Annotated in this window: 19 protein-coding genes; 5 read left to right on the forward strand and 14 right to left on the reverse strand. The window is 41.3% G+C overall.

Annotation, left to right across the window (positions count from 1 at the left end; translation table 11 throughout):
• Positions 1-637 precede the first annotated feature (637 nt).
• Together ACFFAP_RS12910 and ACFFAP_RS12915 are read left to right on the forward strand one after the other, a co-directional pair.
• Complete coding sequence (locus ACFFAP_RS12910; protein WP_375511593.1) at positions 638-1,225, forward strand: thylakoid membrane photosystem I accumulation factor; 588 nt, start codon at positions 638-640, stop codon at positions 1,223-1,225.
• A 197-nt stretch (positions 1,226-1,422) separates the two neighbouring features.
• Positions 1,423-2,031 (forward strand): hypothetical protein, encoded by a 609-nt coding sequence (locus ACFFAP_RS12915; RefSeq protein ID WP_375511594.1) that lies wholly within the window; start codon positions 1,423-1,425, stop codon positions 2,029-2,031.
• An 80-nt stretch (positions 2,032-2,111) separates the two neighbouring features.
• Here the strand turns inward: ACFFAP_RS12915 and ACFFAP_RS12920 are convergent, their stop codons facing one another.
• The 5 genes from ACFFAP_RS12920 to ACFFAP_RS12940 all read right to left on the reverse strand — a co-directional run bounded on the left by ACFFAP_RS12920 (position 2,112) and on the right by ACFFAP_RS12940 (position 11,288).
• On the reverse strand, positions 2,112-7,148 hold the full coding sequence (locus ACFFAP_RS12920; RefSeq protein ID WP_375511595.1) for a PAS domain S-box protein: 5,037 nt from the start codon (positions 7,146-7,148) through the stop codon (positions 2,112-2,114).
• A 365-nt stretch (positions 7,149-7,513) separates the two neighbouring features.
• Complete coding sequence (locus ACFFAP_RS12925) at positions 7,514-8,233, reverse strand: chromophore lyase CpcT/CpeT (protein ID WP_375511596.1); 720 nt, start codon at positions 8,231-8,233, stop codon at positions 7,514-7,516.
• A 424-nt stretch (positions 8,234-8,657) separates the two neighbouring features.
• On the reverse strand, positions 8,658-9,836 hold the full coding sequence (bioF, locus tag ACFFAP_RS12930) for an 8-amino-7-oxononanoate synthase (RefSeq protein ID WP_375511597.1): 1,179 nt from the start codon (positions 9,834-9,836) through the stop codon (positions 8,658-8,660).
• A gap of 61 nt (positions 9,837-9,897) precedes the next feature.
• Entirely contained in the window at positions 9,898-10,530 is a 633-nt protein-coding gene (gene ruvA, locus ACFFAP_RS12935) for a Holliday junction branch migration protein RuvA (RefSeq protein ID WP_334971753.1), read from the reverse strand.
• On the reverse strand, positions 10,530-11,288 hold the full coding sequence (locus tag ACFFAP_RS12940; RefSeq protein WP_375511598.1) for a sucrose-phosphate phosphatase: 759 nt from the start codon (positions 11,286-11,288) through the stop codon (positions 10,530-10,532). Before ACFFAP_RS12940 ends, ruvA begins: the two co-directional genes overlap by 1 nt.
• A gap of 1,034 nt (positions 11,289-12,322) precedes the next feature.
• Here ACFFAP_RS12940 and ACFFAP_RS12945 point away from each other — a divergent pair.
• Positions 12,323-12,700, forward strand: coding sequence for a TFIIB-type zinc finger domain-containing protein (locus ACFFAP_RS12945; RefSeq protein ID WP_375511599.1), 378 nt, complete (start codon positions 12,323-12,325; stop codon positions 12,698-12,700).
• 153 nt (positions 12,701-12,853) lie between these two features.
• On the opposite strand, the gene xseB is transcribed toward ACFFAP_RS12945, so the two are convergent.
• The 5 genes from xseB to ACFFAP_RS12970 form a co-directional block, all read right to left on the reverse strand.
• A complete protein-coding gene (xseB, locus tag ACFFAP_RS12950; protein WP_375511600.1) occupies positions 12,854-13,081 on the reverse strand; it encodes an exodeoxyribonuclease VII small subunit in 228 nt (75 codons plus the stop codon).
• Positions 13,074-14,342, reverse strand: a complete 1,269-nt coding sequence (xseA, locus tag ACFFAP_RS12955; RefSeq protein WP_375511601.1) for an exodeoxyribonuclease VII large subunit — start codon at positions 14,340-14,342, stop codon at positions 13,074-13,076. The genes xseB and xseA overlap by 8 nt, the downstream gene beginning before the upstream one ends.
• 57 nt (positions 14,343-14,399) lie before the next feature.
• Positions 14,400-14,681 (reverse strand): type II toxin-antitoxin system RelE/ParE family toxin, encoded by a 282-nt coding sequence (locus ACFFAP_RS12960; RefSeq protein ID WP_375511602.1) that lies wholly within the window; start codon positions 14,679-14,681, stop codon positions 14,400-14,402.
• Positions 14,668-14,961: a type II toxin-antitoxin system Phd/YefM family antitoxin gene (locus tag ACFFAP_RS12965; protein ID WP_375511603.1), complete on the reverse strand. Its 294-nt coding sequence runs from the start codon at positions 14,959-14,961 to the stop codon at positions 14,668-14,670. The genes ACFFAP_RS12960 and ACFFAP_RS12965 overlap by 14 nt, the downstream gene beginning before the upstream one ends.
• Before the next feature lie 241 nt (positions 14,962-15,202).
• The gene (locus ACFFAP_RS12970; RefSeq protein WP_375511604.1) at positions 15,203-16,756 is read right to left on the reverse strand and encodes an HNH endonuclease; all 1,554 of its coding nucleotides are present in this window, start codon (positions 16,754-16,756) and stop codon (positions 15,203-15,205) included.
• A 482-nt stretch (positions 16,757-17,238) separates the two neighbouring features.
• Here ACFFAP_RS12970 and ACFFAP_RS12975 point away from each other — a divergent pair, with 482 nt between their 5' ends.
• Positions 17,239-17,415, forward strand: coding sequence for a hypothetical protein (locus ACFFAP_RS12975; protein WP_375511605.1), 177 nt, complete (start codon positions 17,239-17,241; stop codon positions 17,413-17,415).
• Between the two features lie 147 nt (positions 17,416-17,562).
• On the forward strand, positions 17,563-18,642 hold the full coding sequence (gene recA / locus ACFFAP_RS12980; protein WP_375511606.1) for a recombinase RecA: 1,080 nt from the start codon (positions 17,563-17,565) through the stop codon (positions 18,640-18,642).
• 208 nt (positions 18,643-18,850) lie between these two features.
• Here the strand turns inward: recA and ACFFAP_RS12985 are convergent, their stop codons facing one another.
• The 4 genes from ACFFAP_RS12985 to ACFFAP_RS13000 all read right to left on the reverse strand — a co-directional run bounded on the left by ACFFAP_RS12985 (position 18,851) and on the right by ACFFAP_RS13000 (position 25,225).
• Positions 18,851-19,573: an FHA domain-containing protein gene (locus ACFFAP_RS12985; RefSeq protein WP_375511607.1), complete on the reverse strand. Its 723-nt coding sequence runs from the start codon at positions 19,571-19,573 to the stop codon at positions 18,851-18,853.
• An 838-nt stretch (positions 19,574-20,411) separates the two neighbouring features.
• On the reverse strand, positions 20,412-22,016 hold the full coding sequence (locus ACFFAP_RS12990; RefSeq protein ID WP_375511608.1) for a pentapeptide repeat-containing protein: 1,605 nt from the start codon (positions 22,014-22,016) through the stop codon (positions 20,412-20,414).
• Positions 22,017-23,107: 1,091 nt separating this feature from the next.
• Positions 23,108-23,938: a squalene/phytoene synthase family protein gene (locus ACFFAP_RS12995; RefSeq protein ID WP_375511609.1), complete on the reverse strand. Its 831-nt coding sequence runs from the start codon at positions 23,936-23,938 to the stop codon at positions 23,108-23,110.
• Between the two features lie 894 nt (positions 23,939-24,832).
• Positions 24,833-25,225 carry a Rieske 2Fe-2S domain-containing protein gene (locus ACFFAP_RS13000; protein WP_375511610.1) on the reverse strand — a complete coding sequence of 131 codons (393 nt, stop codon included), beginning with the start codon at positions 25,223-25,225 and terminating at the stop codon, positions 24,833-24,835.

Consider the following 25,225-nt stretch of genomic DNA (forward strand, 5'->3'; position numbering starts at 1 on the left):
AGTTCATCCACCTTGGAACTGGATTCATCCACCTTGGAACTGGATTCATCCACCTTGGAACTGGATTCATCCACCTCAGAACTCCGTTCATCCACCTTGGAACCTCGTTTATCAAAAAAGCTTCATGTTCAAAACCTCGCCTGCAAGTGGTGTGGCTTAGTTTACAGCTATTTTCAGGTAAATAGACCACGCGGTAGGGGTTTAGCATTGCTAAACCCTTACAAAAGATGTGGTTTAAATACATGAAAACTGCTGTAATTGCGTTAGCGTAGCGGGGCGTAGCCCATTGTGTTAGCGCAGCGTAAAGCCTTCTCTTCTCCTATCAAAGACGCTGCGCGAACCAGACCCTGCGCGTAGCTTGCTTCCACGTTCGCGGAGCGTGCCGTAGGCAAGTGGTGCGGCATGGACAACTCTTAGAGACGCTACGCGTAGCTTGCTTAAGAGCAGGGGTACGCTTAGAGCGAGGTAAGAGCGTCATTGCGAGCGAATTGGCTTTATCTCCATCATTCACTTACAAAAGATAATCTCAGTAGGCGTTATCTTAAAAAGTAGTGCGCGGGCATAATTACATATCCAGCCCAGTTTGCCGAATTCAGCACAAACTCACGACAAGTAGTAGCTTGCAAGGTTCCTTTTGATGAATAGCACAAAGTTTCTTTTTTTACATAAACAAATTACTGACTGGCAAAGGTGGTTGTCCAAATGCCTATTATTGCTTGTAAGTCTTTTCATTATAAGTATGCAACCTGCATCTGCTGGTCTTAATAATGATTTATATGATGGCAACATTTTTGTCGTTTATGCTGGCAATGGTTCATTGGTTCCTCCCAGACAGACACTGGCACAGACTTTAGCGGAACATAAACCCATTTTTTTGGCCTTTTATTTGGATGACAGCAGCGATTCCAAAAGATATGCCATTTCCATTTCACGGGTACAGGAATTCTATGGTCGGGTAGCAGAAATTATGCCGATTAGTGTAGATAGTATCCCACTGAAACAGACCTACGACCTTACAGAACCAGGATATTACTATTCTGGGGTTGTTCCTCAAGTCGTGGTGTTTAATAAATCAGGTGAAGTCGTTTTAAATAAAAAAGGTCAAGTACCTTTTGAAGAGATAGACGATGAATTTCGTAAAATCTTTGATTTAGTACCACGTACTGAAACAGCACAGCTAAAACGGCGAGCCTTTAATGAGTTTAGTAGTGAGTTAGCTAAGTAACTTCTCGGGTAGGCCAAATTGGTCTGCCCTAATTTTTAGTGATATCTGTTACTACATTGCCGTCGATGTCAAAGCATAATATTGAAATATCTGTGTTAACAGATTAGAAAGTTAATTCATAGTCTATAGTCCATAACAAATGACTAATGACTAATAACTAATGACTAATAACTAATGACTAACTAGAGTGTATTCTAATGTCAAAGGTTTACACAACCCAGGAGCTAATTCAAATTTTGGCAGCCGAACGCCAAGCCTGCCTCAAGGGAAAACGCCTAAAATTAGAAATACCAGTCTCTGGCAATCCTGTAATTGACCAGTTTCTTATGACTGATGGGCTGCAACAGTTCACTGCCTATCAAGATTTCAAAGCTGCAATTCATGAATATCAGAGGCAAAACCAAGTTTCAGGTATTATTTGGCGGCAGGTAACAGTCAAAGGTAAAAACTTGAACTATCCCGAAGTAGACAGCGAGTTAATAGCCCTCACAAGTGACTTAGAGATATTAAAAACTGCTAAAAATTCTATCGTAGAATTTTGGTATGAAGCCTCTATGGGGATGGATTTATACTTGAGTTTCAATAATAATAAACAGTACCAAAAAATTGTTACATCTGATGTAGTGAGAATTGTTCAAATAACAGAATGGGCAAGTTTGTGCAAGTGGGAAAATTCTAGCTTTTTGGAAATGATTTTGCAGCTAGGATGGGGTAAACCAGAAGAAGCTTGTTATAAACGAGGAAGACCGCAATCGGGTAGTGAATATATTCATGCAGTTAATCCTGGTAATCACCCCATTGGTTGAGCAAAGAGGCAGGGGGCAGGGGAGAATGATACTGGGATTTGCTTTTTTTCTTCTTCTTTAAACAAGCCCTCTTGCCTGCTTCAAGGTTGATTCTGCCCAATGAGATTGACGATCGCTGTTGCTAAATCTGCTGGCTCGACGGGTTTAGGTAGGTGGTTTTGAAATCCTGCTGCCATTGCTTGGTTGTAGTTAATTTCTCCAGCATAAGCTGTCAATGCGATCGCGGGAATTTGCCCGCCTTGTTCTGGCGGTAATTTTCTTACCTCCCGCAGCAGCATATAGCCATCCATTACAGGCATTCCAATATCGCTTAACAGGATATCTGGCTTTGATTGCACTAATATTTCCAGCGCTTCACTTGCTGATTCAGCTACTGTTACAGTTGCGCCATATTGTTCTAGCGCAAAGCTAAAAAACTCTCGCACATCAGCTTGATCGTCCACAAGCAAGATTTGGACTCCAGCAAGTAATGTCTCGTCACTACTGAGTTCTGCTTGAGAAGCCTCACCAGTTTCAACTCGCAACTCCGAATTTTTGAGCAAAGGTAGTCTGACTGTAAAGGTAGCCCCTTGTCCTTCTCCCAGACTCTCTGCCTGAACTGTACCACCGTGAAGTTCTACTAGATGACGCACAATTGCCAGTCCTAATCCCAGTCCCCCAAATATCCTGGTTGTTTTGGCATCTGCTTGTCGGAAGTAATCAAAGACGTAGGGCAAAAATTCCAGGATGATTCCCTTACCTGTATCAATCACCTGAATTTGGGCATCTAACCCAACTTGCTCTAAACGCACTTCTACTCGTCCTTCTGTGGGTGTGAATTTAACGGCATTGGAGAGGAGATTCCACATCACTTGTTGCAAGCGATCGCCATCGCCCAAAACTTTGCCGATATCATGACTTAGCACCGTTTTTATTTCAATTGATTTGGCTTCGGCTGCTAAACGCACTGTTTCTAGTGCAGATGCGATCGCTACTTTCAAATCCACTGCATAGAGATTTAACCTGACTTTACCTTGTAAAATCCGCGAAACATCAAGTAAATCGCCAATAAGTTGGGTTTGTAACTTGGCATTACGCTCTATTGTTTCCAATGCCCGGATTCTCGTGGCTTCGTCAAACTTGCGGGTTCTGAGTAACTTCGCCCACCCTAAAATCGGATTTAGGGGAGTTCTGAGTTCATGGGAAAGGACAGCAAGGAATTCATCCTTAATCCGGTTGGCTGTCTCAGCTTGTGCCCTAGCAGTCTTTTCGGCTTCGTAAAGTTGAGCGCGGGCGATCGCTTGGGCACACTGCTGTCCTAGTGTCAACATAAATCCCCGGTCTTCTTCATTAAAGATTTGTCCAGTAGTAAAGCTTAATCCCAAAGCCCCAATTACTTTACCTTCTGCTACCAAGGGAATAGAAGCCCAGGCATTATTCGCTATAACAGTCACAACATCTGCTAAGTCGGGATATCTAGCAATCATGGCTGCTAAATTTTCTAAAAAAATCGGCTGCCCAGTTCTGACTGTTTCTGCTATTTGGTTAGATGCTGTGATCGGAAAAGTTGCCCAAGTATTTATAAGTGTTTGCGGATAGCCAATTGCTTGCACAACTTTTAGGGTAGTACCTCCCTCAGTAAGTAAGACAACGGAACCACCAGTAGCTTCCAAGGCGGCAATGCCTTGGTTCACCACTACATCGGCTACCTGTTGGGGAGTTAAGGCTTCCGAGAAGGCAGCAGTTATTCTTTGTAAAAGTATGGTGCGATTGACAGACCTTTCAGTTTCCTGGTATAGTCTTGCGTTGTCAATGGCTGTGGCCGCCCGACGAGCAATATCTTCTGCTAAAGCCAAGTCTGTTTGTTGGTAGTGCCGATCTGATTCGGCTGTAAAAAAAGAGATTGCTCCAAATAATTGCCCACGGGAACGAACTGGAATCACCATTAGAGAACGAATACCCAGGCTTCGCAGCAATTGCAGATGTTCCTGATTTTGAGCCATCTGTACAAGATGAGAGTCGGAAAATTCCGGATAAAAGACAGATATTCCTAGCCCTAGCTGCCACACAAGCTGTTTTGCTTCGGTTTTGGGTGGATAACGCCGTTGGATTTCGTCTAAAGTATTTTGTTTTGTGGGATCGGCAATTGCGATCGCAATTTGTTTACTTGACCAATCTTCCTGGAAAACATCTACAATACACCAGTCAGCTAGGGTAGGAACTGCTAGATTAGCCACACTTTTCAAGGTGATTTCATAATCCAATGAGGCAGCTAGTAAGGTGCTGGCTTCGACTAAAAAGTTTTGTGTGGCTTCAACTTGTTTGCGTTCGCTAATATCTTCAATAATCCCTAATGCATACTTTGGTTGTCCGTTAGCATCCCAAACTGCTGATGAAGTTAGATTTACCCAAACTATAGAACCATCTTTGCGGATGTAGCGCTTCTCTAAGGAATAACCACTAATTTCTTTTGCCAAAACTCGCCGAGCATTTTCCCAATCAACTTCTAAATCGTCAGGGTGGCTAATTTCCTGAAAGTTCATTTGAATTAACTCTTCATGGCTATACCCAGTAATTTCGCACAGAGCAGGATTAACCTGAATAAATCGTCCATCTAATCCTATTAGAGTAATGCCTACAGCTGCCTGGTTGAACATTGCCCGGAACCTTTCTTCGCTTTCCCGCAACGCAACTTCTGTTTGCTTTGCTGCTGTCACTTCTGCCAAAATAATTCCAATTCCTACCGTTTCGCCGATTGTGTTGTTTACCGGGTAATAGTTGCCCAGCCAGCAGCCGTACCTTCTAGGTTGTCCCCTTGTCTCACCGCTGATTTCCACATTCAGCAGGGATTCTCCAGTATCCAACACGTGCTGTAACAGTAGCTCCAACTCAGCCGCCATCTTTGGCAACACTTCCCCAAATTTGCGTCCTAGATGTTCTTCTACGGTCAAACCGTTAATGTCAGCGAAAACTTGATTAATTCGGATATATCGCAGTTCCTGATCCAAAAAGCATACTGCAACCGGAGCAGCTTCTAAGAGTCCATCTAAAAGAGATAGAGATTCGGCGTAATGGATTAAAGTCTGGTGGATATCTCGATAAAGTCCGGCATTTTCCATTGCTAAGGCAGCACGATGAGTAATATCTGTTGCTAAAGTTAGGTCAGAGCGATCGTAGCGACGGTCTGATTGGGTCGTTACAAAGGTGATGCTACCAAGTACTCGCCCTTGTGCGATTAACGGCACAATCATCACAGACTTCATTCCCAATTGCCGAACAAGTTCTAAGTGTTCCTGATTCTGAGTACTTACCACTAATACCGAGTCAGATACCTCTGAGATTAATTCGCTTTGCCCGGTTTGCAGTACTCTAGTAATTGCACTTGCACTTTTGTAATCTATTGCATACTGCCGAAGTTTACGCGCCAACTCCGCTTTAGAAGGGTCTGCATGGGCAATGGGTAGGCGGCGAATGGAACCATCTTCATTTAAAATATCAATGCTACACCAATCAGCAAGCTGGGGAACTGAGATTTTGGCGATCTGTTGTAAGGTTTCTTCATAATCTAGCGAAGTAGAGAGTAAACTACTAATTTGGGCGATATAGCGGAGTCTTTCTTCAGCCTGCTTGCGCTCTGTAATATCGAGTACAAAAAAAGCTCCTCGATCTACAGTCCCTTCAAAGTGGCTACCACCTATCAAAATCGGGAAGCGTGAACCGTCTTTACGGATATATTCTTTTTCATAGGGTGTGCAAAAGGAACTGTCTTGAAATTGAGTCAGTGCTTCCTTATCAAGTGACACGTACTCTGTAGGAGTTAGCTCTTGCCAACGAAGTGTTCCGGCAAGTAATTCTTCACGGGTATAACCCACCATATTCAGCAAGGCATCGTTAGCTTCTGTAATCTTGCCGTCTCTACTCCAGAAGCCAATACCTATCATGTTTGACTCAACCACGCTGCGAAACTTCGCTTCGCTTTCTTGCAGTGCTTGCTCAGTTTGTTTCAGTTGAGTAATATCAATTGAACTAATGCCTACTCCTAATAACTGCCCATCCGACAGACACACCGGATAATAGCTGACAAGACTGCAACGATATACTCCAGGAGGATAGGTTTCACCGCTCATTTCCTGGTTGAGTAAGGGTTGCCTGGTTTGCATCACTTGCTCAAAAACAGGCTCAATTTGCGCCGCCCATTCCGGTAGTACTTCCCTAAAGGTGCGACCAATATGTTGACTTTGCGGTACACCATTGGTAACTGCCAAGGCTTCATTAGCATGAATGTAGCGAAGTTCAGTATCGAGAAAAGCCAGCCCCACTGGTGAACTAGTAAGCCAAGCATTGAGTAACGCCAGAGATTCGTCTTTTTGCTGAATAGCTTGCTGAAGTTCCTGGTGCAACCTAGCTTTTTCTAGTTCTGCCTGCTTGCGCTCAGTAATATTTACAGCTACACAAGTAATACCCTGAATGCTATTGTCTATATCTCTTAGCGGTTCAACCAGCAAATCGTAGTAATGGTTTTCTCCACCAATTGTCAGATAAACCTCTTCACGGGTTGAAACACCAGTCTCTAGTACCTTCTGCTTAATTGCCGTCAATTGCTCTGCTACTAAGGCTGGAAATAATTCATAGTCAGACTTACCCAGCATTTCCTCAGCAGTGTCTAGACCTTGAGGATTATGTATCCACTGATATCGCAAATTGCGATCGTGCTGAAAGACTAAGATATCTGAACTACTCAACGCTAATCGAAATCGCTCCTCATTAACTTTCAGCTTTTGGAGATTTTCATCAGCCCGGCTTTTAGCAGTCCTTAATACCTCACATAAGATACTAAAGAGCAATCCTTGTAATGCAAACAACCCAATTCGCAGAAAATTAGATAAGTCAAAACTCAGATCATAAGCTGGGGGGAGAAAGAAGTAATCACTCAGTAACGCAGACAAGCAAGTTGCTAACAGCCCTGATTTCAAACCACCATACCAAGCACTCACCATTACAGCGCTAAAAAACAGCAAGAAAGGGGTTCCACTCATGCTTAACCAGGGGTCTAGCATCAACATCAGCACTAATGCAAGTGCGACAATTAATACAACAATGCCATAACGCAGTAACTGGGAATCACGAATATGGGGCATGAAAATGTTTTGGAATAACCAATACTTATTGCAGAGGCTGTATACACCCTAAGCTAGTTTGTAAATTTTAGTAATTTATCCACAGATAGATATTTATTTATTTAGAAAACTTCTTTTGTAAGAGGTTAATTATCCGGTAATATAGTACTTCAAGCCATAATTTATCATCTATCTTCTATATCCATAACATCGGTTTGCTACTCAGAAATACTCAATTTCAAGAAATGCAGTGACCCAAGTTTACAACAAATAGCAAAATAAAGATGATTTTGAATATCCGATATGTCTTCTGGTTTCATGTCAAACACCAAATCTGACTTTGAGACGTAGGTGAATTAAAATTAATCGTAATCAACCAGAGACTCTTATTTGACTGTCGATTTCTGTTTGTGTTTACGTAAAAATATTTTGCTTGTACCCCAGACACCTAGAGCTACTATTCCTAATGTGAAGGAGGGTTCAGGAATAGAGTCAACTCGGCGAAACTCAATCGGCGTAGCGAAAAGCAAATTATCATTAGCCCCAAAAATCTTGTCTAAAGAGTCGATGCCATTTTGGGAGACAGTTACACTAGAAATCACCTTACCACCAGAACTTGTTGGACAGCCATTGGGAGAGTTATTCCCAATGTAGTCAGTGGGTTCCCACAAAAGTTCTAAATTGCAGCTTGTTGGCAAAACTTTGCTAGAGTCAATAGTCTGTTCTAACTCTGGTCGATTACATAATCCAGTCACAGAATAGTTTGGATCAAAAGCACGAATACTAAGATTCACTGCTGAATTGTCTTGGCTAAAAGAATAAAGACGGAAGCGATTAATACTTTTTTGCTCAAGATAAATATTCTCGATTCCAGTTACAGGGTTGGCATTGGTCAATTCCACATTACAACTTGACAGAGTAATCAGTGGAACAGAAGGATTATTTGCCACTTGTTGGGAATTATCGAACAAACCAGTAAACCATTGTGTTACTTGCTTGACCTGTGTCTCAATTGGTGGCACAGTAACAGCAGTAGCGCGAGTTGCGTAGGCAAATGTCAAGGCTGAAAATAACGCTGTGAGAGTATATACTTTGACAAAATTCATAAATTAATACAATATCTTAATTCTCAAAGCATTTTATCTTACTTTTGCTTACGAACTGACAAAAAATATAAAATATTAAGTAGGTAAAAAACTACATCTTTCGTAGGGGTTTAGCATTGCGCTTTACCCCTACAGCATGGTCTATTTACGATCCAAGGATAATTACGAAAAGCCTAAAACATCCTATTTTATTTAATCCACATCTCGATGAATTTGTACAGTGTGTAATACTATTTAACTTTAATAATGATACAAATACGCCAGTAGGGCTTGTCTTTGCCATGCCCCTACGATAAATCTATATATATATCAGGATTTTCGTGAATTGGTGTAAGTCCTATTACTTTTGCTGCGACGCAATGCCCAGATAATTAGTTTGGCATCAATAGAACCATTTTCAATTAATCCCCAAACCTACTGTGAGCTAATAAAATTCGCTGTAATTGATATTCTTCAGCACTGCTACCAATTTTTCAATATGTGCTGCTTCATGAGTTGCCATTAAAGATATTCTGATCCGACTTGTGGGCACTGTGGGGGGACGAATTGCTGGGGCAAAAATGCCAGCATCTCTTAACTGTTTTCCAGCTTTAAGGGCATCTGTCGCACTGGACAATTGAAAACATAGTATAGGTGATTCCGAAGGCAATAATTTTAAATTAGGTAACTGTTGTTGCAGCAAATTTTTCAAGTAATGTACATTTTGCCACAATTGGGCACGGCGTTGCGGTTCTTTTTGCACTATCTTGATTGCTGCTAAGGCCGCAGCTGTATCAGCAGGTGAAAGTCCAGTTGTGTAAATCCAAGTGGGTGCGCGGTTTTGCAAAAAGTCAATTAGGGCGCTACTTCCTGCTACATACCCGCCTAAACTACCTAAAGCTTTACTCAAAGTGCCAACTTGAATTAACTGCTTTCCCGTACATCCAAAATGTTCGACACACCCAGCGCCAGTTTTTCCTAGTACCCCAGTGGCATGAGCTTCATCAACTAGCAGCATACAGTTAAATTCATCAGCGAGTTCCAACAATGCTGGCAACGGACATAGATCGCCATCCATGCTGAAGACAGTATCAGTAAGAATCAAACAGCGTCGGTAGTTTTGTCGCTGTTGACTCAACTGAGTTTTTAATACTGCGATATCACAGTGCGGGTATTCCACAAATACTGCACCACTGAGAATCGCTCCATTTTTCAGACTGGAATGATTGTACTGGTCAGATAAAATTAAATCACGTTTGCCAACCAGGGCGGTAATTGTACCCAAATTGGCTAGATACCCGGAACTAAATACCAAGGCATCTTCTGTTTGTTTGGTAGATGCGATCGCCTCCTCCAACTCTCTGTGTAATTCCCGGTGTCCACTGAGTAATCTAGAACCAGTGCTACCAGTGCCAAATTCTGCGATCGCAGCAGTTGCAGCTGCCATCAACCGCTTATCCCCAGCCAATCCCAAATAGTCATTGCTGGCAAAATTAATTACCTCTTGCCCAGTTAAAACCACCGTTGCACCCGGACGACCGTGGATTGTTTGTACTGAACGATACCAGTCAGCCCGATGAATTGTTGCTAAGGACTGTTCTAGCCAAGCATAAGGGTCAGTCATTGGGGATAGAGGGATAATAATTCAAAATTCAAAATTCAAAATTCAAAATTAATGCACAAGATTAAACTTGTTCGCTGCTGAGATGAGCGATCGCTTGTTTAATCCAATCTTCAACATAGGCATCTTTGGGTAGTCCGATGTCTTCGCTGACCACATGCAGGGCGTGACTGACTTCATGGGCTGTGTATCCCAAAGCGAAGAGGGTCATTTGCACCTCTTCGAGAATTCCCGGTGCTGGCCCACCTGTGGCGACGAAGAACCCGGCTGATTTGCGCCACTCGACTAATTTGCTTTTCAGTTCCAAACAGATGCGTTCGGCGATTTTTTTACCAACACCGGGAGCCTGAATTAATATTTGTGTATTGCCAGCGATAATTGCTTGGACTAAATCTGGTAGTTCCAGAGTGTCTAAGAGTGCGATCGCTAAGGCTGCACCAATACCGGTGACAGTCAGTAAGTGGCGAAATAAATCGCGTTCCGATGGCGAAGCAAAGCCATAAAGTAACGGCACTTCTTCACGAATTTGGAAATGGGTAAAAATTTGCGTTACTCCTCCCGACTCTGGTAACTGATTTGCTAACCGTTGGGGAACTTGCAAATCATACCCTAAGCCATTCACTTCCAGAGTCAGGATCACGCGATTAGCGCCAATTGTTTGGATACCAGCGACTATACCTTTTAAATAACTAATCATTACAAGAGACCAAAATAATTTAAGCCTTCGATAATTCCACCTGCACAAAAACATGAAGCCAGGTAGTGATAGTCTGCGGGATACTCATTGTGCCATTGGAGTAACTCTTTGCGGGCATTCCCCACAATGATTCCCCGTTCGTTGCCTACAGCAAATAAAGCAATATCATTACCTGAATCACCACAGACAACTGTTTGTTCTGCTGCAAATTTCCACTTCTGGCGTAAAAACTGCATTGCCTGACCTTTATCGCTGCTATGGGGTACAATGTCAAGGTCAATACCGCTACTGTAGATTAACTTTACATTTAATTTATTTTTCTGCAACTCCGCTTCAAGTTGTGGTAGAACATTCGCAGATGCATCTTGTTCTAAAAAAAAACTCACTTTAAAGGGACGCTGTTCTGAATCTGGTTGCCGAACTAACTCCCGGTATTTTTTAGTAATCGATAATACAGTTTCCCTTTCCCATCCCGGAGAGAGGATTTCTGACCAACCTGAGTCTGGAGTATCAGTCCCATTGAGATAAATCTCTGTACCCACAGAAAGGACAAGGGCATCGGGTTGCAAAAGATTTTTTTGATCTTGGAGTTCTTTATAAAGTACAGGCGATCGCCCAGTAGAATAAACAATTTTCGTACCGTACTCTTGGCGATGTTGACTCAGCAGTTGATTTAGTTGTGCTAAAGCGCTGTCATCTCCCACTGTGCGATACACGAGGGTGTCATCCAAGTCAGTTACAAAAAGAAATTTAGCCATAACTACCTCTTATGCTTCGCTTTACCATCAAAAAGTTTATGTCCTTTTTGCACTTATCTAAAGAAAACATAGATGTAGTCTTGTTTAACAAAAAAGTCGGGAGATATACACAGGAGTATTCCTCCTGCAAAAACTGCCTTCACTGTTAATATTTCAGGTAATAAATAGATTTATATCAATACGGTTTGGATAAGACTCGATCCCCCCAACCCACGCCAGTTGCTTCAAGTCGGCAGAGCCGCAAGGGCGCACTGGCTCCCCTTAAAAAGGCTTGCTCAAAATGGCTCTATTTCCCCCAATTTATCGGGAGACTAAGGGGGATCTTTAAGGCCTATGCACCTTAACCGAACCGTATTGAGATTTATATAGCGGTTCCCCTTCAGATGCGGTACAACATTACATCACGAGGTGTAGGGGCACGGCAGTGCCGTGCCCCTACGGGTGTACCATAACGTAAACGAGAACCGCTATAAGTTCATTACAATGATTGCTGCAAATACTTAAACCTTTCTTATATATGGAAGAGTATTTGTTGCAAAGTATTAAGTATTTGCAACAACTAATTATACATTTGCTGCAAATGCTTAAACGTTTCTTATACATGGAAGAGCATTTGTTGCAAAGTATTAAGCATTTGCAACAACTAATTATACATTTGCTGCAAATGCTTAAGCGTTTCTTATATATGGAAGAGTATTTGTTGCAAACGCTCAAATTTTGACAACTAATGTTTAAATTTGAGCAATGTCTACAGAGACGTAGCACTGCTACGACTCTTAGAACCTATTTCTGTGGAGATGGTTTTTTGCAGTTAATATTTTTTCAATCGCGGAAAATAATCTTGCGTGATTTTAAAACTCTTTTAAAGACGCGAAATTGTATTTCATGCTATTCATCTAAGGTCTTATTGCTCAAATGAAGAATAAATCCTCTCAAAGCTAGGTGAGCAAATTCTTTGGCTGCGTTATTCTCAGTATTGGCAGTAAATGTGCTATACCCACACTGCTGTGTTAGTGAAATCATTGCATTAATGCTTGAATTTAGAAGCAGTAGAAAACGAAGGCAATCGACCTGGTAAACCATCAACCTTCGCTTGTCCTGACTGCGGCGGTACCCTCTGGGAACTCGAAGAGGGAAATTTGTTGCGCTTCCGGTGCCGCACGGGTCATGCTTATTCAGCAGAAAGTTTGCTAGCCACGCAGTCTGATGCCATAGAGGATGCGCTATGGATCGCTTCGAGGGTATTGGAAGAGAAAGCTTCTTTATCACATTGCCTGGCTTCTAGGATGGAGGCTCGCAACCTATCATTGGCAGCACAAAGATTGAAAGAGGAGGCGCACTCTGCTCTTGAGCGCTCCGCCATTATTCGAGAAGTGCTATTAAAAAACTATGCAAACACAGGTGTTGATTGAAGGTGTGTATGTATCTGCGTGGATTGTATTAGCTTGGATATCTGAAACGCGATGGCTAGGGCAAGCCGCTAAAAAGCATCTACGCCTACTATAATATCATGTCCGCTTGATTACTTATTAAACCCGAAGAACCGCACCAGCAGGCTCTCGCTTCTACTCATCGCTTAACGTTTCAATCAACAACTCTACCTGTTGCTGTCGCTGCTGCAAAAAACTTTCGCACTGACGCAAATACTCAACAGCACTCGCGAATTGGTCAAACACAGCTTCCAACTCCAACTCACCCGCCTCGATGCGAGCGATAATTTCCTCTATTTCAATAACCTTCGCCTCATAATTCCAACCTTCTTCAGAACTAGAAGCACTCTTACGTTTAACCATTCAACTCTTGGCGTCCTTGGCGTCTTGGCGGTTCGTTCACTTCCATAACCTTCACTTTAACCCCACCCTGCCCCAACTGAATCACTAACTCTTGCCCCACAGCTAACTCCGCCGCAGAACGAGCGATCGCTCCATCTTCCCGTCTCACCACCGCATAACCACGCTGTAACACCGCTTTCGGGTCAAGACTAGCCAACTTCTGCCGCAACAACTCTAGATGCTGCGTTGCTTGCTGCGATCGCCCCGTCGTAATTTGCACCAAATGCTGACGCTTCCAACCTAACTTGTCCACCTCCTGCTGCACTTGTCGATCTAACCGCAAACGTCGCAAACGATTCCGCAATACTTGCAGTTTATTAAGAGAATTTTCCCCAAAGTCATGCACCGCCTCATGTAAAGCCACAACTCGCTGCCGATGCTCAGTATACAACTCTGAAAGTGCTGGCACAACTCTTTCCGCCGCCGCAGTAGGTGTATGCACACAAGCATCTGCAACTAAATCTGCTAAAGATTCATCTCGTTGATGGCCGATACCAGTAATTACAGGAATAGAACAACTAGCAAGCGATCGCACCACTCGTTCATCATTAAAACAAGCCAACTCCTCCACCGCGCCACCACCCCGCGATAAAATTAGCACTTCGGCGCGACCATCTCTTTCCACCCGCTCAATTGCTTTGACGATAGATTCTGGCGCTTGCTCGCCTTGTACTGTAGCTGGGGAAAATAAAACCTGTAAACCTGGATACCTTTGTCTGAGAGTTTTTTGAATATCACCCCAAGCAGCAGCCGTTGGTGAAGTGACGACAGCGATCGTTTGGGGGTGGGTGGGGAGCGATCGCTTTCTTTGCGCGTCGAACAACCCCTCAGCCAGCAAGCGATTTTTGAGTTGTTGATAGCGCAGAGCCTGTAAACCGACACCAGCAGGTAAAGTCTGCCAAACTGATAACTGATACTCTCCCCGTTGCGGATACAGGCGAATACTGCCCAAAATGATTATCTGCTCACCGGGAACGGGTATCTGAGCGAGTTTTGGCAATTGGCTATTCCATACCACACACTTAATTCCGGCGGTGCGATCGGTATCTTGCAGTGTGAAAAATAAACCACTGCGATGGTGGTTAGCACTGGAAACTTCGCCAGTTACCCAAACTTGCCGTAATTGTTCATCTTGCTCTAACAGCAAGCGGATATAGTCAGTTAAACCAGATACTGAAAGCGCTGTATCGAGAATCAAAGAGTCGGAAAGGTCGAAAGTCATCAAAGATGCCTGAAAGCATTTGTGCTGGAGAGATTCTAGCATTTTAATGAAAACAGGTTAACCCAGTAAACGCTTCAATCTTTTGTAGACATCATCATCATTGCGCTTACCGACTAAAATCACTTCTATTAAATCTTGATCAGGAAAATACCTGTAAACAATTCGATATTCACCACTATCAACTCGATATAAACCCTGATAACCAGATAGCTGCTCACTATCAGCGGGTAAAGGCTCAATATTCAAAGCCAAAACCTTTTTTGCAATCTGTGCTGCTATTTTAGGCTGCAAACCGTTCAGAAAATCAAGAACAGTTGCTAGACCATCAAGCTTCGCCACTAGCTAAATGCTCTAATGCAGATGTAAAAGCCTCTGTACCAATCATTTTGGACTGACTCAGAGCAACTTCAGCTGCTTGACCGAAAACCATATCCTCTAATTCTTCCAGCCGATTAATTAATTTTTGGTAGCTCTCTGCTGAAATAATCACGTGGCTAGGCCGTGATTGCTTAGTTAGTAGAACTGGCTCAGTAGCAGCCTTATCAAAAACCTCACCGTGTTTGTTACGAGCATCTGTGAGAGTATAGGTCTGCATAGCAATTTTGACTATTTTAGACATTTTGACTATATTTTAACAAATAAATCTTCTCACCTCAATTTTGACTTAAGAGTAATTGCTGCTCGTTTATGTAAATAGAATAGTTATGTAGAGAGGAATTCAGCAATGAACATAAATTATATTTTTTTACGAGCAGTTTATGACTGCTAGTCCTGTTGTCGATGCCCTCAACAAGTTTGATATATAGCTGTTAGATGAGCAAAGCATTTTAATTTTGGTTAAGTAGAAATGTTTTCATCATTTAATTTTTATATCCTGTATTACAGTATGGATGCGTTATCTGTCCGTTATCTACACTCGCCAATCCGCCATCTTCTCTACGCTGGATATGATCAATCGAAATTGAGTTTCTATGGATAAGACCCTTACAAATTTTACATTTTTGTGCATTTTGTAACGCATCTTTTATATAAATTTCACTTTTTTTATTTGTATTGAAGTCTTGTGCAGATGAATTATTTTCTTGATTTATTGTACGAATAGTCAAATACTGAAAATCATTACTAGATATAATCTCATTTATAACATTATCATTTGTTGTTTCTGTTTGTAAATTAGTTACAATTTTTTGAAATAGTTTTGATACATCTTTATAGCTTTTTTGAACAGACCTGTATTTAAAATAAATTTGCTGAATCAAGTAATCATATTTTATGAGGCATTCTTCAAACTGTTCTCGTACTTTAATGAAGTCATTGATTTTTTTTCTTTTATCAAGTTCCATTACAAAATCAACTACAGCGAGTAAAGACACTGTTCTATGTCGTCCATCTTTTGAGTAAAAGTATATAACTGGATGTAACCCCAAAGATGATGAATGATTACTATTTAATCTATACACAATCTTTCTGGTATTCTTTAAAATTTGTATTGTTGCTTCACCAGTTAAGTCATCATTAATTCCCTTATTATTAAAATCTAGATTGTTAACCACATTCAAAAAGTCTAAAATTAGTGGTAATGTTTGTGATGAATAGAGTTTTCCTGCAACTGGGATGTCCAGAGTTTTTATCGGAGTCTTTAACTTAGGCGCAAAAAGTATCTCATTAATCTCTTTAGCTATTTCTTGTATTTGATATTGCGTTTCATCTGAAAAAGATGACCAATATTTATGCCCTTTACCACTCCTGATAATTGCACGTGCCGCAATACTGTTAGGCTTTTTCCTAGATTCAAGGAGTTTTAACTCAGTTTTATCAATTGGTGCAGCTTGTTGATTAATCTTGAAGAATGAACTTTCTGCTTTAGTTGCATCACCTTCAACCCATTGAAGCTGAATTGCCACAGCTGCTAAATTTTTAGCATATTTGACAACTTCGGGTTTAACTTTATCAGGGTGTGTGGAAGCCAACCTAAAATCATCATAGGAGCCGACTGTTTTATTTACTAATTTTCGTGTTTCTTGAGCAATTTCTAATTGTTCATCAGAAATTACCCCATCATAAAAAAGTTTTGAAATTTTTCCATCACCATAATCATCATTTACCCAAGCAGATAAAGCACTCAATCTATGGCTACCATCAATTACAAACAAATAGCCACCTGTACTTCGCCATAAAATAATTGCTGGTATTAAATCGCCCTCAATAAAACTCTTGATAAATTCACAAATTCTATTTTTGTCCCATTCGTTAGTTTCTCTTTGAAAATCAGGTTTTCTGATATTTGAAAAGAAGAATGAGTCTATTTTAAGGTCTTCAATAGAAATTGTTTCTTTTTTCTTACCTAGATTAATATTTTCTTCTACATCAAAATCTTCTCGTGGAATCAGAGCATCTAGATTAACCTTAGCCATGATGTTTTACCCTGTATTGGTACTGTATAGTCTTTAACTAGTGAGTAGAATTCAAGCTCATCAGAGCAGCAAGTAAGACTGAGCATTATAGCCGAAGCATAAATTAGCACCTTAGTGTAATTGAGCGTAAAACTATTATTTTAACTATTTGTCGAGTGAAAAGCCGTATTTCCCCCTGAACTAACAACTGAGCATTAGGTAAATATAAAAGTGAGGATTTCAGCCAAATTAACACACCTACGTTAAAGCCAGAAAACAAAAGCGTAAGATTACAACTATGGCTCAGACCCTAGAACGCCAACCTGGTGGCTTATATATTCAAACCTTTAATTAACAGCAAATCGCCTTTCCTCTCAAGCACGCCAAAGTGCAAGCCAAACATTTGGCGGTTGAAAGTCACTTAAAGCATTGAAAATCCCTTGACTACTACCCTAGAAGCTGTCTACATCTTTGTCTGACTTGATGAAGTCGCTGTAGATGATATGCTGATTGGCATGGCGATCGCTCCTGATTTAGACACCCCCGCAGATCACAAGTACGGTTCTACTTACACTGTATATTTAGATAATTTTTCTTTAAAATCCTTGCTTACCCAGCCAAAAAAAGCTATCTCTGAATGCAAGTTGGTATCATTGTGCAAGACTACCCTAATCTGGTAGCGATCAAGTTACGATCTTGTCACACCCTTTTTTTGATTTGAGAAGTCCTATTCCAGAATTTTCTGGTTAAAATAGTATATCTGTTCTACTCAAACTCCCAGAGCAACACTCCTTAAAACCATATATTTAGAGGCATTAGAGGCAGGAATGGCTATCAACACCGATACTTCAGGCAAGCAAAAAGCGCTGACTATGGTGCTTAACCAGATTGAGCGCAGCTTTGGTAAAGGAGCAATCATGCGCCTGGGCGATGCCACCCGGATGCGGGTGGAGACGATTTCCAGTGGGGCGCTCACCCTAGATTTAGCATTGGGTGGTGGTTTACCCAAGGGACGGGTAATTGAAATTTACGGGCCGGAAAGTTCCGGTAAAACCACAGTAGCGCTACATGCGCTCGCCGAAGTGCAAAGAAATGGCGGTATTGCTGCCTTTGTTGATGCAGAACACGCCCTTGATCCTACCTATGCTGCGGCATTGGGTGTAGATATTGACAATTTGCTGATTTCCCAACCTGACACAGGCGAATCAGCTTTGGAAATTGTCGATCAGCTGGTTCGCTCTGCTGCGGTTGATATTGTAGTCATTGACTCAGTAGCAGCACTAGTTCCTCGCGCTGAAATTGAAGGCGATATGGGTGACGCGCACGTTGGTCTGCAAGCGCGGTTAATGAGCCAAGCTCTACGTAAAATTACTGGCAATATTGGTAAATCTGGTTGTACAGTAATTTTCATCAACCAGTTGCGGCAAAAAATCGGTGTTACTTACGGTAGCCCAGAAACTACTACTGGCGGTAACGCATTGAAATTTTACGCTTCGGTGCGCTTGGATATTCGCCGAATTCAAACCTTGAAAAAAGGTACAGATGAATATGGTAATCGCGTTAAAGTCAAAGTCGCCAAAAATAAAGTGGCGCCGCCTTTTAGAATAGCGGAATTTGACATTATTTTTGGTAAAGGTATTTCTACCTTAGGTTGTGTTGTTGACTTAGCAGAAGAAACTGGCATTATTGTCCGCAAAGGAGCTTGGTATAGTTACAACGGTGATAATATCTCCCAAGGACGAGACAACGCCATTAAGTATCTAGAAGAAAAGCCCGAATTCGCTGACGAAATTAAGAGACTGGTGCGGGAAAAGCTAGATAAAGGCGCTGTTGTTTCTGCTAACTCCGTAGCTAAAACCAGTGAAGAAGATGAAGAGGAAGAAGTCGATTTAGAGCCAGAAGAATAAGGAATGCGGATTTATCTGCAACTTTTAATATGTAGTGGGTTACATAGACAGCTAACCCACCTTTTCTAAAGTATTAATGAGTTATAGCAGTCTGAACCTCACTCCGTATTTGAGTAAAGCAAACACTCCCCTCTCTTTAGCAAGGAGAGGGGCTGGGGGTGAGGTTTAAAAATAAACTGCGATAATTTCCAATTTTTTAGCTGGGATTCTATGGTATTTGTCTGCTAAAAAAGCGGTCTAAAATTTCTGATTTCTGTTCGGAACTGAAGTTGTCATACCAATCTTCAAACTTCTCAACTACTCCAGAATTTCTGAAAATCTCTGAATTATCATCTGGTTTTTCAGTCATAGGTTTTGGTCTGTTACGAGAATAAGTAAGTATTTCTACTTGATTATCGCTCTTTCGATGCATAAGTTGCATCAATAACTCCATTGCTACAGTTGGCAAAACGCGGCACGTAGAATTCATGAAAAAATCAAAAGTCATACTACCTAAACGGATGCGATCGCCATCTTTGAGCTTGATCCGCCCAAAAGCGCGATCGCCATTCACAAATGAGCCATTGGTACTATTAAAGTCTATAAAGTAAAAGCCTTGCTGATCAATATATTCAATAGCAGCGTGGCGACGAGACATATAACTATCAACAATGCAAATACCACAGCTGCGATTACGACCTATTGTCCAGATTTGCTGTGGCTGCCGTAAACTTTGGGTCTGATTGTCGCACAAATTAGTCATCAAATAAACAGCAGAAGTATCCACTACACCATGTACGTAACATGCCTTCCCTTTCGTCAACGAAGGTTGAGATAGGTTTTCTAGCTGAAGAATTTCATCTAGAAGGTCGCTGTGGTGTTCATACAACTTAAGAAATACCTGATATAAAGTTAATCTCCGTTCTATTTCCGTTTGTGCAAAGTCAGTCATTATACGTAAACCTTGTATTACCTGATTTCGGTTGTGAATATTCTGCTTCAGCCTACAACCAGGGATAATTAATTTTTAGCTTTCCGCTGCCATCTGAAAACTTGAGTGGCTTAAGAACGTTAGATTTTACAACTTTTAAATGTGAGATTTCCTGTTGTTTTTAGCCATAAAAAGAATGGAAACATCTAAAAAAAATTATGATGATGCTTTATTGTTTATTGTAAATAATCATTTGTTATTTGTAACAGATACAAATTATGAATATTTGATTAAGAATTGCCAACTGTCTGCGTATTTTTACTAGATAATCGGACTTTCTTAAAATTTTCAAGAGCGATGATTATCGTTCAACCCAACTATAACAATCCTGAACTATTCGTGATAAACAAGAGCCGCAACTTCGTAAAAGTTGTCGGGGATCTGCGGGTTGGGTTAGAGGTTGTTTGAAAAGTAGTTGGCTGTGATTTTAGGCACTTATCGATCCCCCCTAACCCCCTTAAAAAGGGGGGAACCGGAATTAAAGCCCCCCTTTTTAAGGGGGTTGGGGGGATCAATAATGTTTTGCTACCGACGAAAGGACTTTTAAAACATCCTCTTAGAATTCTGATAAATTAAATAGGATTGTTATTATCTATTTGGTCAATTCTGAATAAATCTGAGTTTTATCTATAAGAATAAGGGCTGATTTATCTAAGCTCATGAGAAAATAGAAGCCTGATGAGCTTTATAAAACAATACAGTTCAATTTAAGACTTGATCCTTCTTAAGCTTCCTTAAAAAAGAGAAACTAGTCTGGGAGGCAGAGCAAGCGAGTAACTCTCAAATTTCAACTTTCAACTTACAACAAGCCTCGTTTCCCATTGGGGCGGATGGTCATCCAATTTGTTTTTGCTAGTGCTAGCTGCTCATCAGAAATTTTGGCACTGGTGAGATTAGCACCACACAGATTAGCTCCTCGGAGGTTGGCATTACTGAGATAAGCATTGCTGAGGTCTGCACCTCGCAGGTCTGCCCCTTCTAAATCAGCATGGTTAAGGTATGCTTTGCTCAAATTAGCATCCTTGAGATTTGCTCGAGTGAGACTGGCTTTGCCAAAGTCACTATTGTGAAGATTAGCTCCCTGGAGATTGGTATTTTGCAATTGAGTGGAATGGAAATTTGTTTGGGATAAGTCAGCACCTTGCAGATTCAGCAAACTTAAATTGTGTAGAGCAAAATCTCGTCTTCCCTTCTGATAGGCAGTTAATAAACCTTGGGTATCTAACTTACGCTCAACTTTAGAAGTTTTAACTTGTGAACTATTACTGTTGCTGTTAACTAAAGTCGTTGATTTGGCCATCCCAGAACCCTGGTGTAATCCAGCTGCTTCTGCTGCTGCCTTGGCTCGTCTTGCGCGAATTGCTGCCGCTACCTGTGCCACTCCTGTACTGCTAGCAGCAGAAGAGTTGTTACATAAAACAGCAGAATTTTCCAGGTGGTTGTGTGTTCGCTCTTTAGACCCAGTATCTGATTTAATTAGTAAACCCTTTGCTAAACTTTCTAAGTATGGTTCTATTTCCAATGCTCTGAGAACTTCTGTCGCTGACTGATAGCGATTACGTACAGACACCTCTAACATTTTTCGCAATACATTGCTCAAGTGGTCACTCACTTGCACAAGTTGCTCCCACATCATCTCGCCAGTGTTGGGATTGTAATCTAAATCTTTAGGAGTTTTGCTAGTCAGTAAATAAATGCATGTCACCCCCAGTGCATAGATATCACTGGCGTAGACTGGACGCATAGCCATTTGCTCTGGAGGTGCAAAACCAGGAGTACCAATAGCATAGGCAGTTAATGCTGTCTGTCCTGATTGATTTACCGCACCTTGGCTGATTTGGTTTTTGACGGCACCAAAGTCTATGAGTACCATTCTGGCATCTTGAGTGCGGCGAATTAAGTTGGCTGGCTTGATATCACGGTGGATCACCTTTTGATCGTGGATGTATTGCAGTAGTGGCAGAATCTCGCTCAAAAATTGCTTGACTCCAGTTTCGCTTAAGATGCCGTTAAGTTTGACCTCTTGCTGTAAAGTATCACCACTGATGTATTCTTGAACTAAGTAGAATTGCTCATGATCTTCAAAATAGTCTAACAATCTTGGTACTTGGGGATGATTGCCAATCTTACCTAAAGTTTTGGCTTCTCGTTCAAAGAGTTCTCTGGCCATCTGTAAAACGTGTGGGGCGCTTCCTGATGGGCGTAATTGTTTGATTACGCAACTCGGTTCTCCTGGTAAGCCTTGATCATTGGCTAAGAAGGTTGCTCCAAAGCCACCCTGACCTAATGGTTTGATCACCTGATAGCGATCGCGCAACAGTAGTTGCGAGCCACAAGAGCGGCACCTTTGGCTATATACCAAATTTTCTGGATTGGGACAGGTAGGATTTAAGCAGTAGCTCATGCACTGTCAACTCGCTGCACGAATAATCACGGTGAGTTGTTATACTCTCTTTCAATTATTTAGATATTAATCAACTCTTGCCAGGTAATTTTTGCTGGAAATGCTTTAAAGATTTTCTAAAGTTTAGCTAATATTACGTAAACTGTTTGCCAAATAAGAAAATTATTTTACTTAGAAGGTTAAATAGTATTTAAATTACTTTATACTATATATCAATTCGTTATAACACTCTCTTAGAGCTTGTTACACTTAGCGTGCTGGTCTATCAACTCGCTAATGTCATTCAAAATTGTGAAAGTCAGCTTTCATCTGGGTTTTTGCATGATTTAAGACTTACACACCGTACAAATGCATTGTGATGTAAATTAACGAAATAAGTTGTTTCAGGCTTTTTTTAATTATTTTGCGATCGTAAATAGACTATGCGATAGGGAACATTGCTGTGTCTTTACGAAAAATGTGGTTTTTAACTAAATGCATATTTTATATTGATTGTCAATACGTAAGTATTAGATTGTTTCTGTAGTCTTATTTTCGAGAATTGGTATTTAAAGCTATTGGAGGGCAGTGCCCAACGACAGTTGCTCTATTTGGAGCGAAGTAGAAGTGGCGGCTTGGGTCGATAGCGCGGCGCTAATACTGCGCTATCGACCTACACCTACTTCGGGCGTCTCCCCTTCTGCCAAAAGGAAAGGCTAGCACCAAGGGATAATATCAAGTTCGGGTGATAACTTATAGTAAAATCTATCAATCTAAGTTGGGTTGAACGGCAGTGTAACTCAACATAAACCCAACATAAACAAGGATAAAATGTTGGGTTCCCCTGCGAGAAGCCCCTTCTATACGAACGCGAACAGCGTGTCGCAGACAGATGCTGTTCGCATTCGGGTCTACGTTCTTCAAACGCCACTTGCAAGGCTCGTCGGGAAACCGCAAGGCGCAGTGGCTCCCCAACCTACAGATATTATTAAGTGTTTAACCGAACCTGATATAAGACCACACTGACTCCTTTACAGAAAATTGCTGTAGAATTTTGGATGTTCAAGTTTGGAGGCAATCTAGAATCATCTCCCTTAGTCATTAAGAGACTATCAGCTGGCTTTCATGTCCACACTAATCAGTTGTTCGATAAGTGCAAAAACATCACTGCGGCTGAGTTTCTCTTTACCACTAGCAAGGGCGTCAAGAGTGCCATTAGCCAAGGTTAAGGGAATTTGGCAAAAATCTAAGGCTGGGCCAGTAGGAAGGTTTTTGGTATAAGCTTCTGCCAGGGCTAGATTGCGCCGCGCATACTCTTGCATATTTGCTGCACTCCAACCCTCTGGGAAAAAGTCTACACCACGTCCTAAATCATCAGTATGATTACGCAGGATATTAACTGCTTGTAAACCCCGGCCAAACCCGATCGCTTGGGTACGGTTAGTTTGCGTTCCATCGTACCAAGTCCATAAGTCCGATAGTAACAATCCCACTGCACCTGCAACCCCAAAGGTATAACGATCCAAATCAGATTCTGTATAAATTTTCCAGTTTCTTTCTGCCCAGTAAGCCATCCGGTCTGCCATTGCAGCAGTGGCATCCCAAATTCGAGGTGCAATGGTCTCTGGTGCTAGTATCGACCATTCTCTAATCCTCAGAGTGACTTCTTCTAAGGTATTCTCATACCCACTAAATCCTGCAAAGAAAGCATCTACCGCGAAGCCATCAACCCCTGCCTGTAATGTCAGGCTAATCGTTCTTAACAGCTTTGCTTTAGTAGCGTTATCTAGTTCAGGATGATCTTCAATTTCATCAATGGCACGCATACACAAATATGCTGATGCTACTGCTTCTTGTAATCCTGGCGGTAAAAGACTAATTGGGATATAAAAAGTTCGGCTAGTTTCTTTGAGGATTTGCAATGCATCTCTACGTAAATTCATGTTTTCACTCCCCGATTGATTTTTGCACCACATGAAGTTTGCAGTTTTTTGATGATACTGGATATAGTTTTGACTAAACCTTAAAAACTATAGACTATAAGATACGCTAGTATTTCATCTAAAAATTAATAGTTTTTGGTGTTGAAATTAACAAAACTCTCAAATTGATCAAAGTCTAATTTAGTATATAGGGTTTTGGTCGCAAAAATCTTTAATATGCCGTTTGATGTAGCTATCATAAAGTTTTAGTGTATATATAAAGAATTATGCTAATATTTGGTTGATTAGCGTGAAATTTTTCCATGAGCAAACTTCCATTGTCGGGATTTGAAAGTGTTTTAAGTCTGCGTCAATTTGACTAAGAAGAATATAATTTTTGTATATATAAAGACAATCTAGGAGAAGCTGGTAATAAATAACAGTAAGTGTACGCACTTTTAGATACAAACGGCGACTTGTCCGAGAGTTAAGGTAAGTTAAATTAGACATAGAGGGCTGCAATGCCTGGGTTGGGCTACGTCCACGCTTGATCGGTTACAGTGGGAACCTGCTTGCTGTTCAAGGTGACATAAAGTGACCATAACCGAGAACAAGAAGTTCCCGTATATTTACGAGATTGACAATAAAAAAGTGGGATGTTTGCCCACTCAATAAAATATTTATGAATATTTGACCTCTCACATAATGTCCGCTTGATTGCTTATTAAACCCGAAGAACCCCAAAGAGCCAAAGCTATGCTTTGTCTCCCCTGCCGAAGAGCAAGAAGGGGTTGGGGGTGAAATGTAATGACTGTGGTTAGCATAATTATTTATGCGGACATGATATCACTGATCTCAATATATGGAATTTTAAGCAGTTATTTCGAGTTAGACTAAAGCTATAGTCTCCACTTTTTACTTGTTTTCCAATGGTGTCAGCCCATTAATCGCTAGGCCGTTGATTACTTTTCCCTGCGTATCAAACCGCGAACCGTGACATGGGCAATCCCGGGTCTGTTCTGAGGAATTCCAGGCGACGATACAGTTAAGGTGAGTACAGATTGCAGAATGTTCGTGCAGTGTGCCGTTTTCATCTCGGTAAGCTGCGACTTTTGTCAAACCACGTAGCACCACTGCACCTGTACCGGGAGGAACTTTTTCAACGGAATCAACATCGCCTGGTGTTACCCACTCTAAATACTGGGCAGCTACGTTGAGATTCTCAGAGATAAAATCACCGATTCCACCAATTCTTACACGTGATGGCTCATAAAGCTCTGCCCAGCTATTATTTCGCCCTAAAATCAA

The organism is uncultured Nostoc sp. (assembly GCF_964245575.1).
GTDB lineage: Bacteria > Cyanobacteriota > Cyanobacteriia > Cyanobacteriales > Nostocaceae > Nostoc.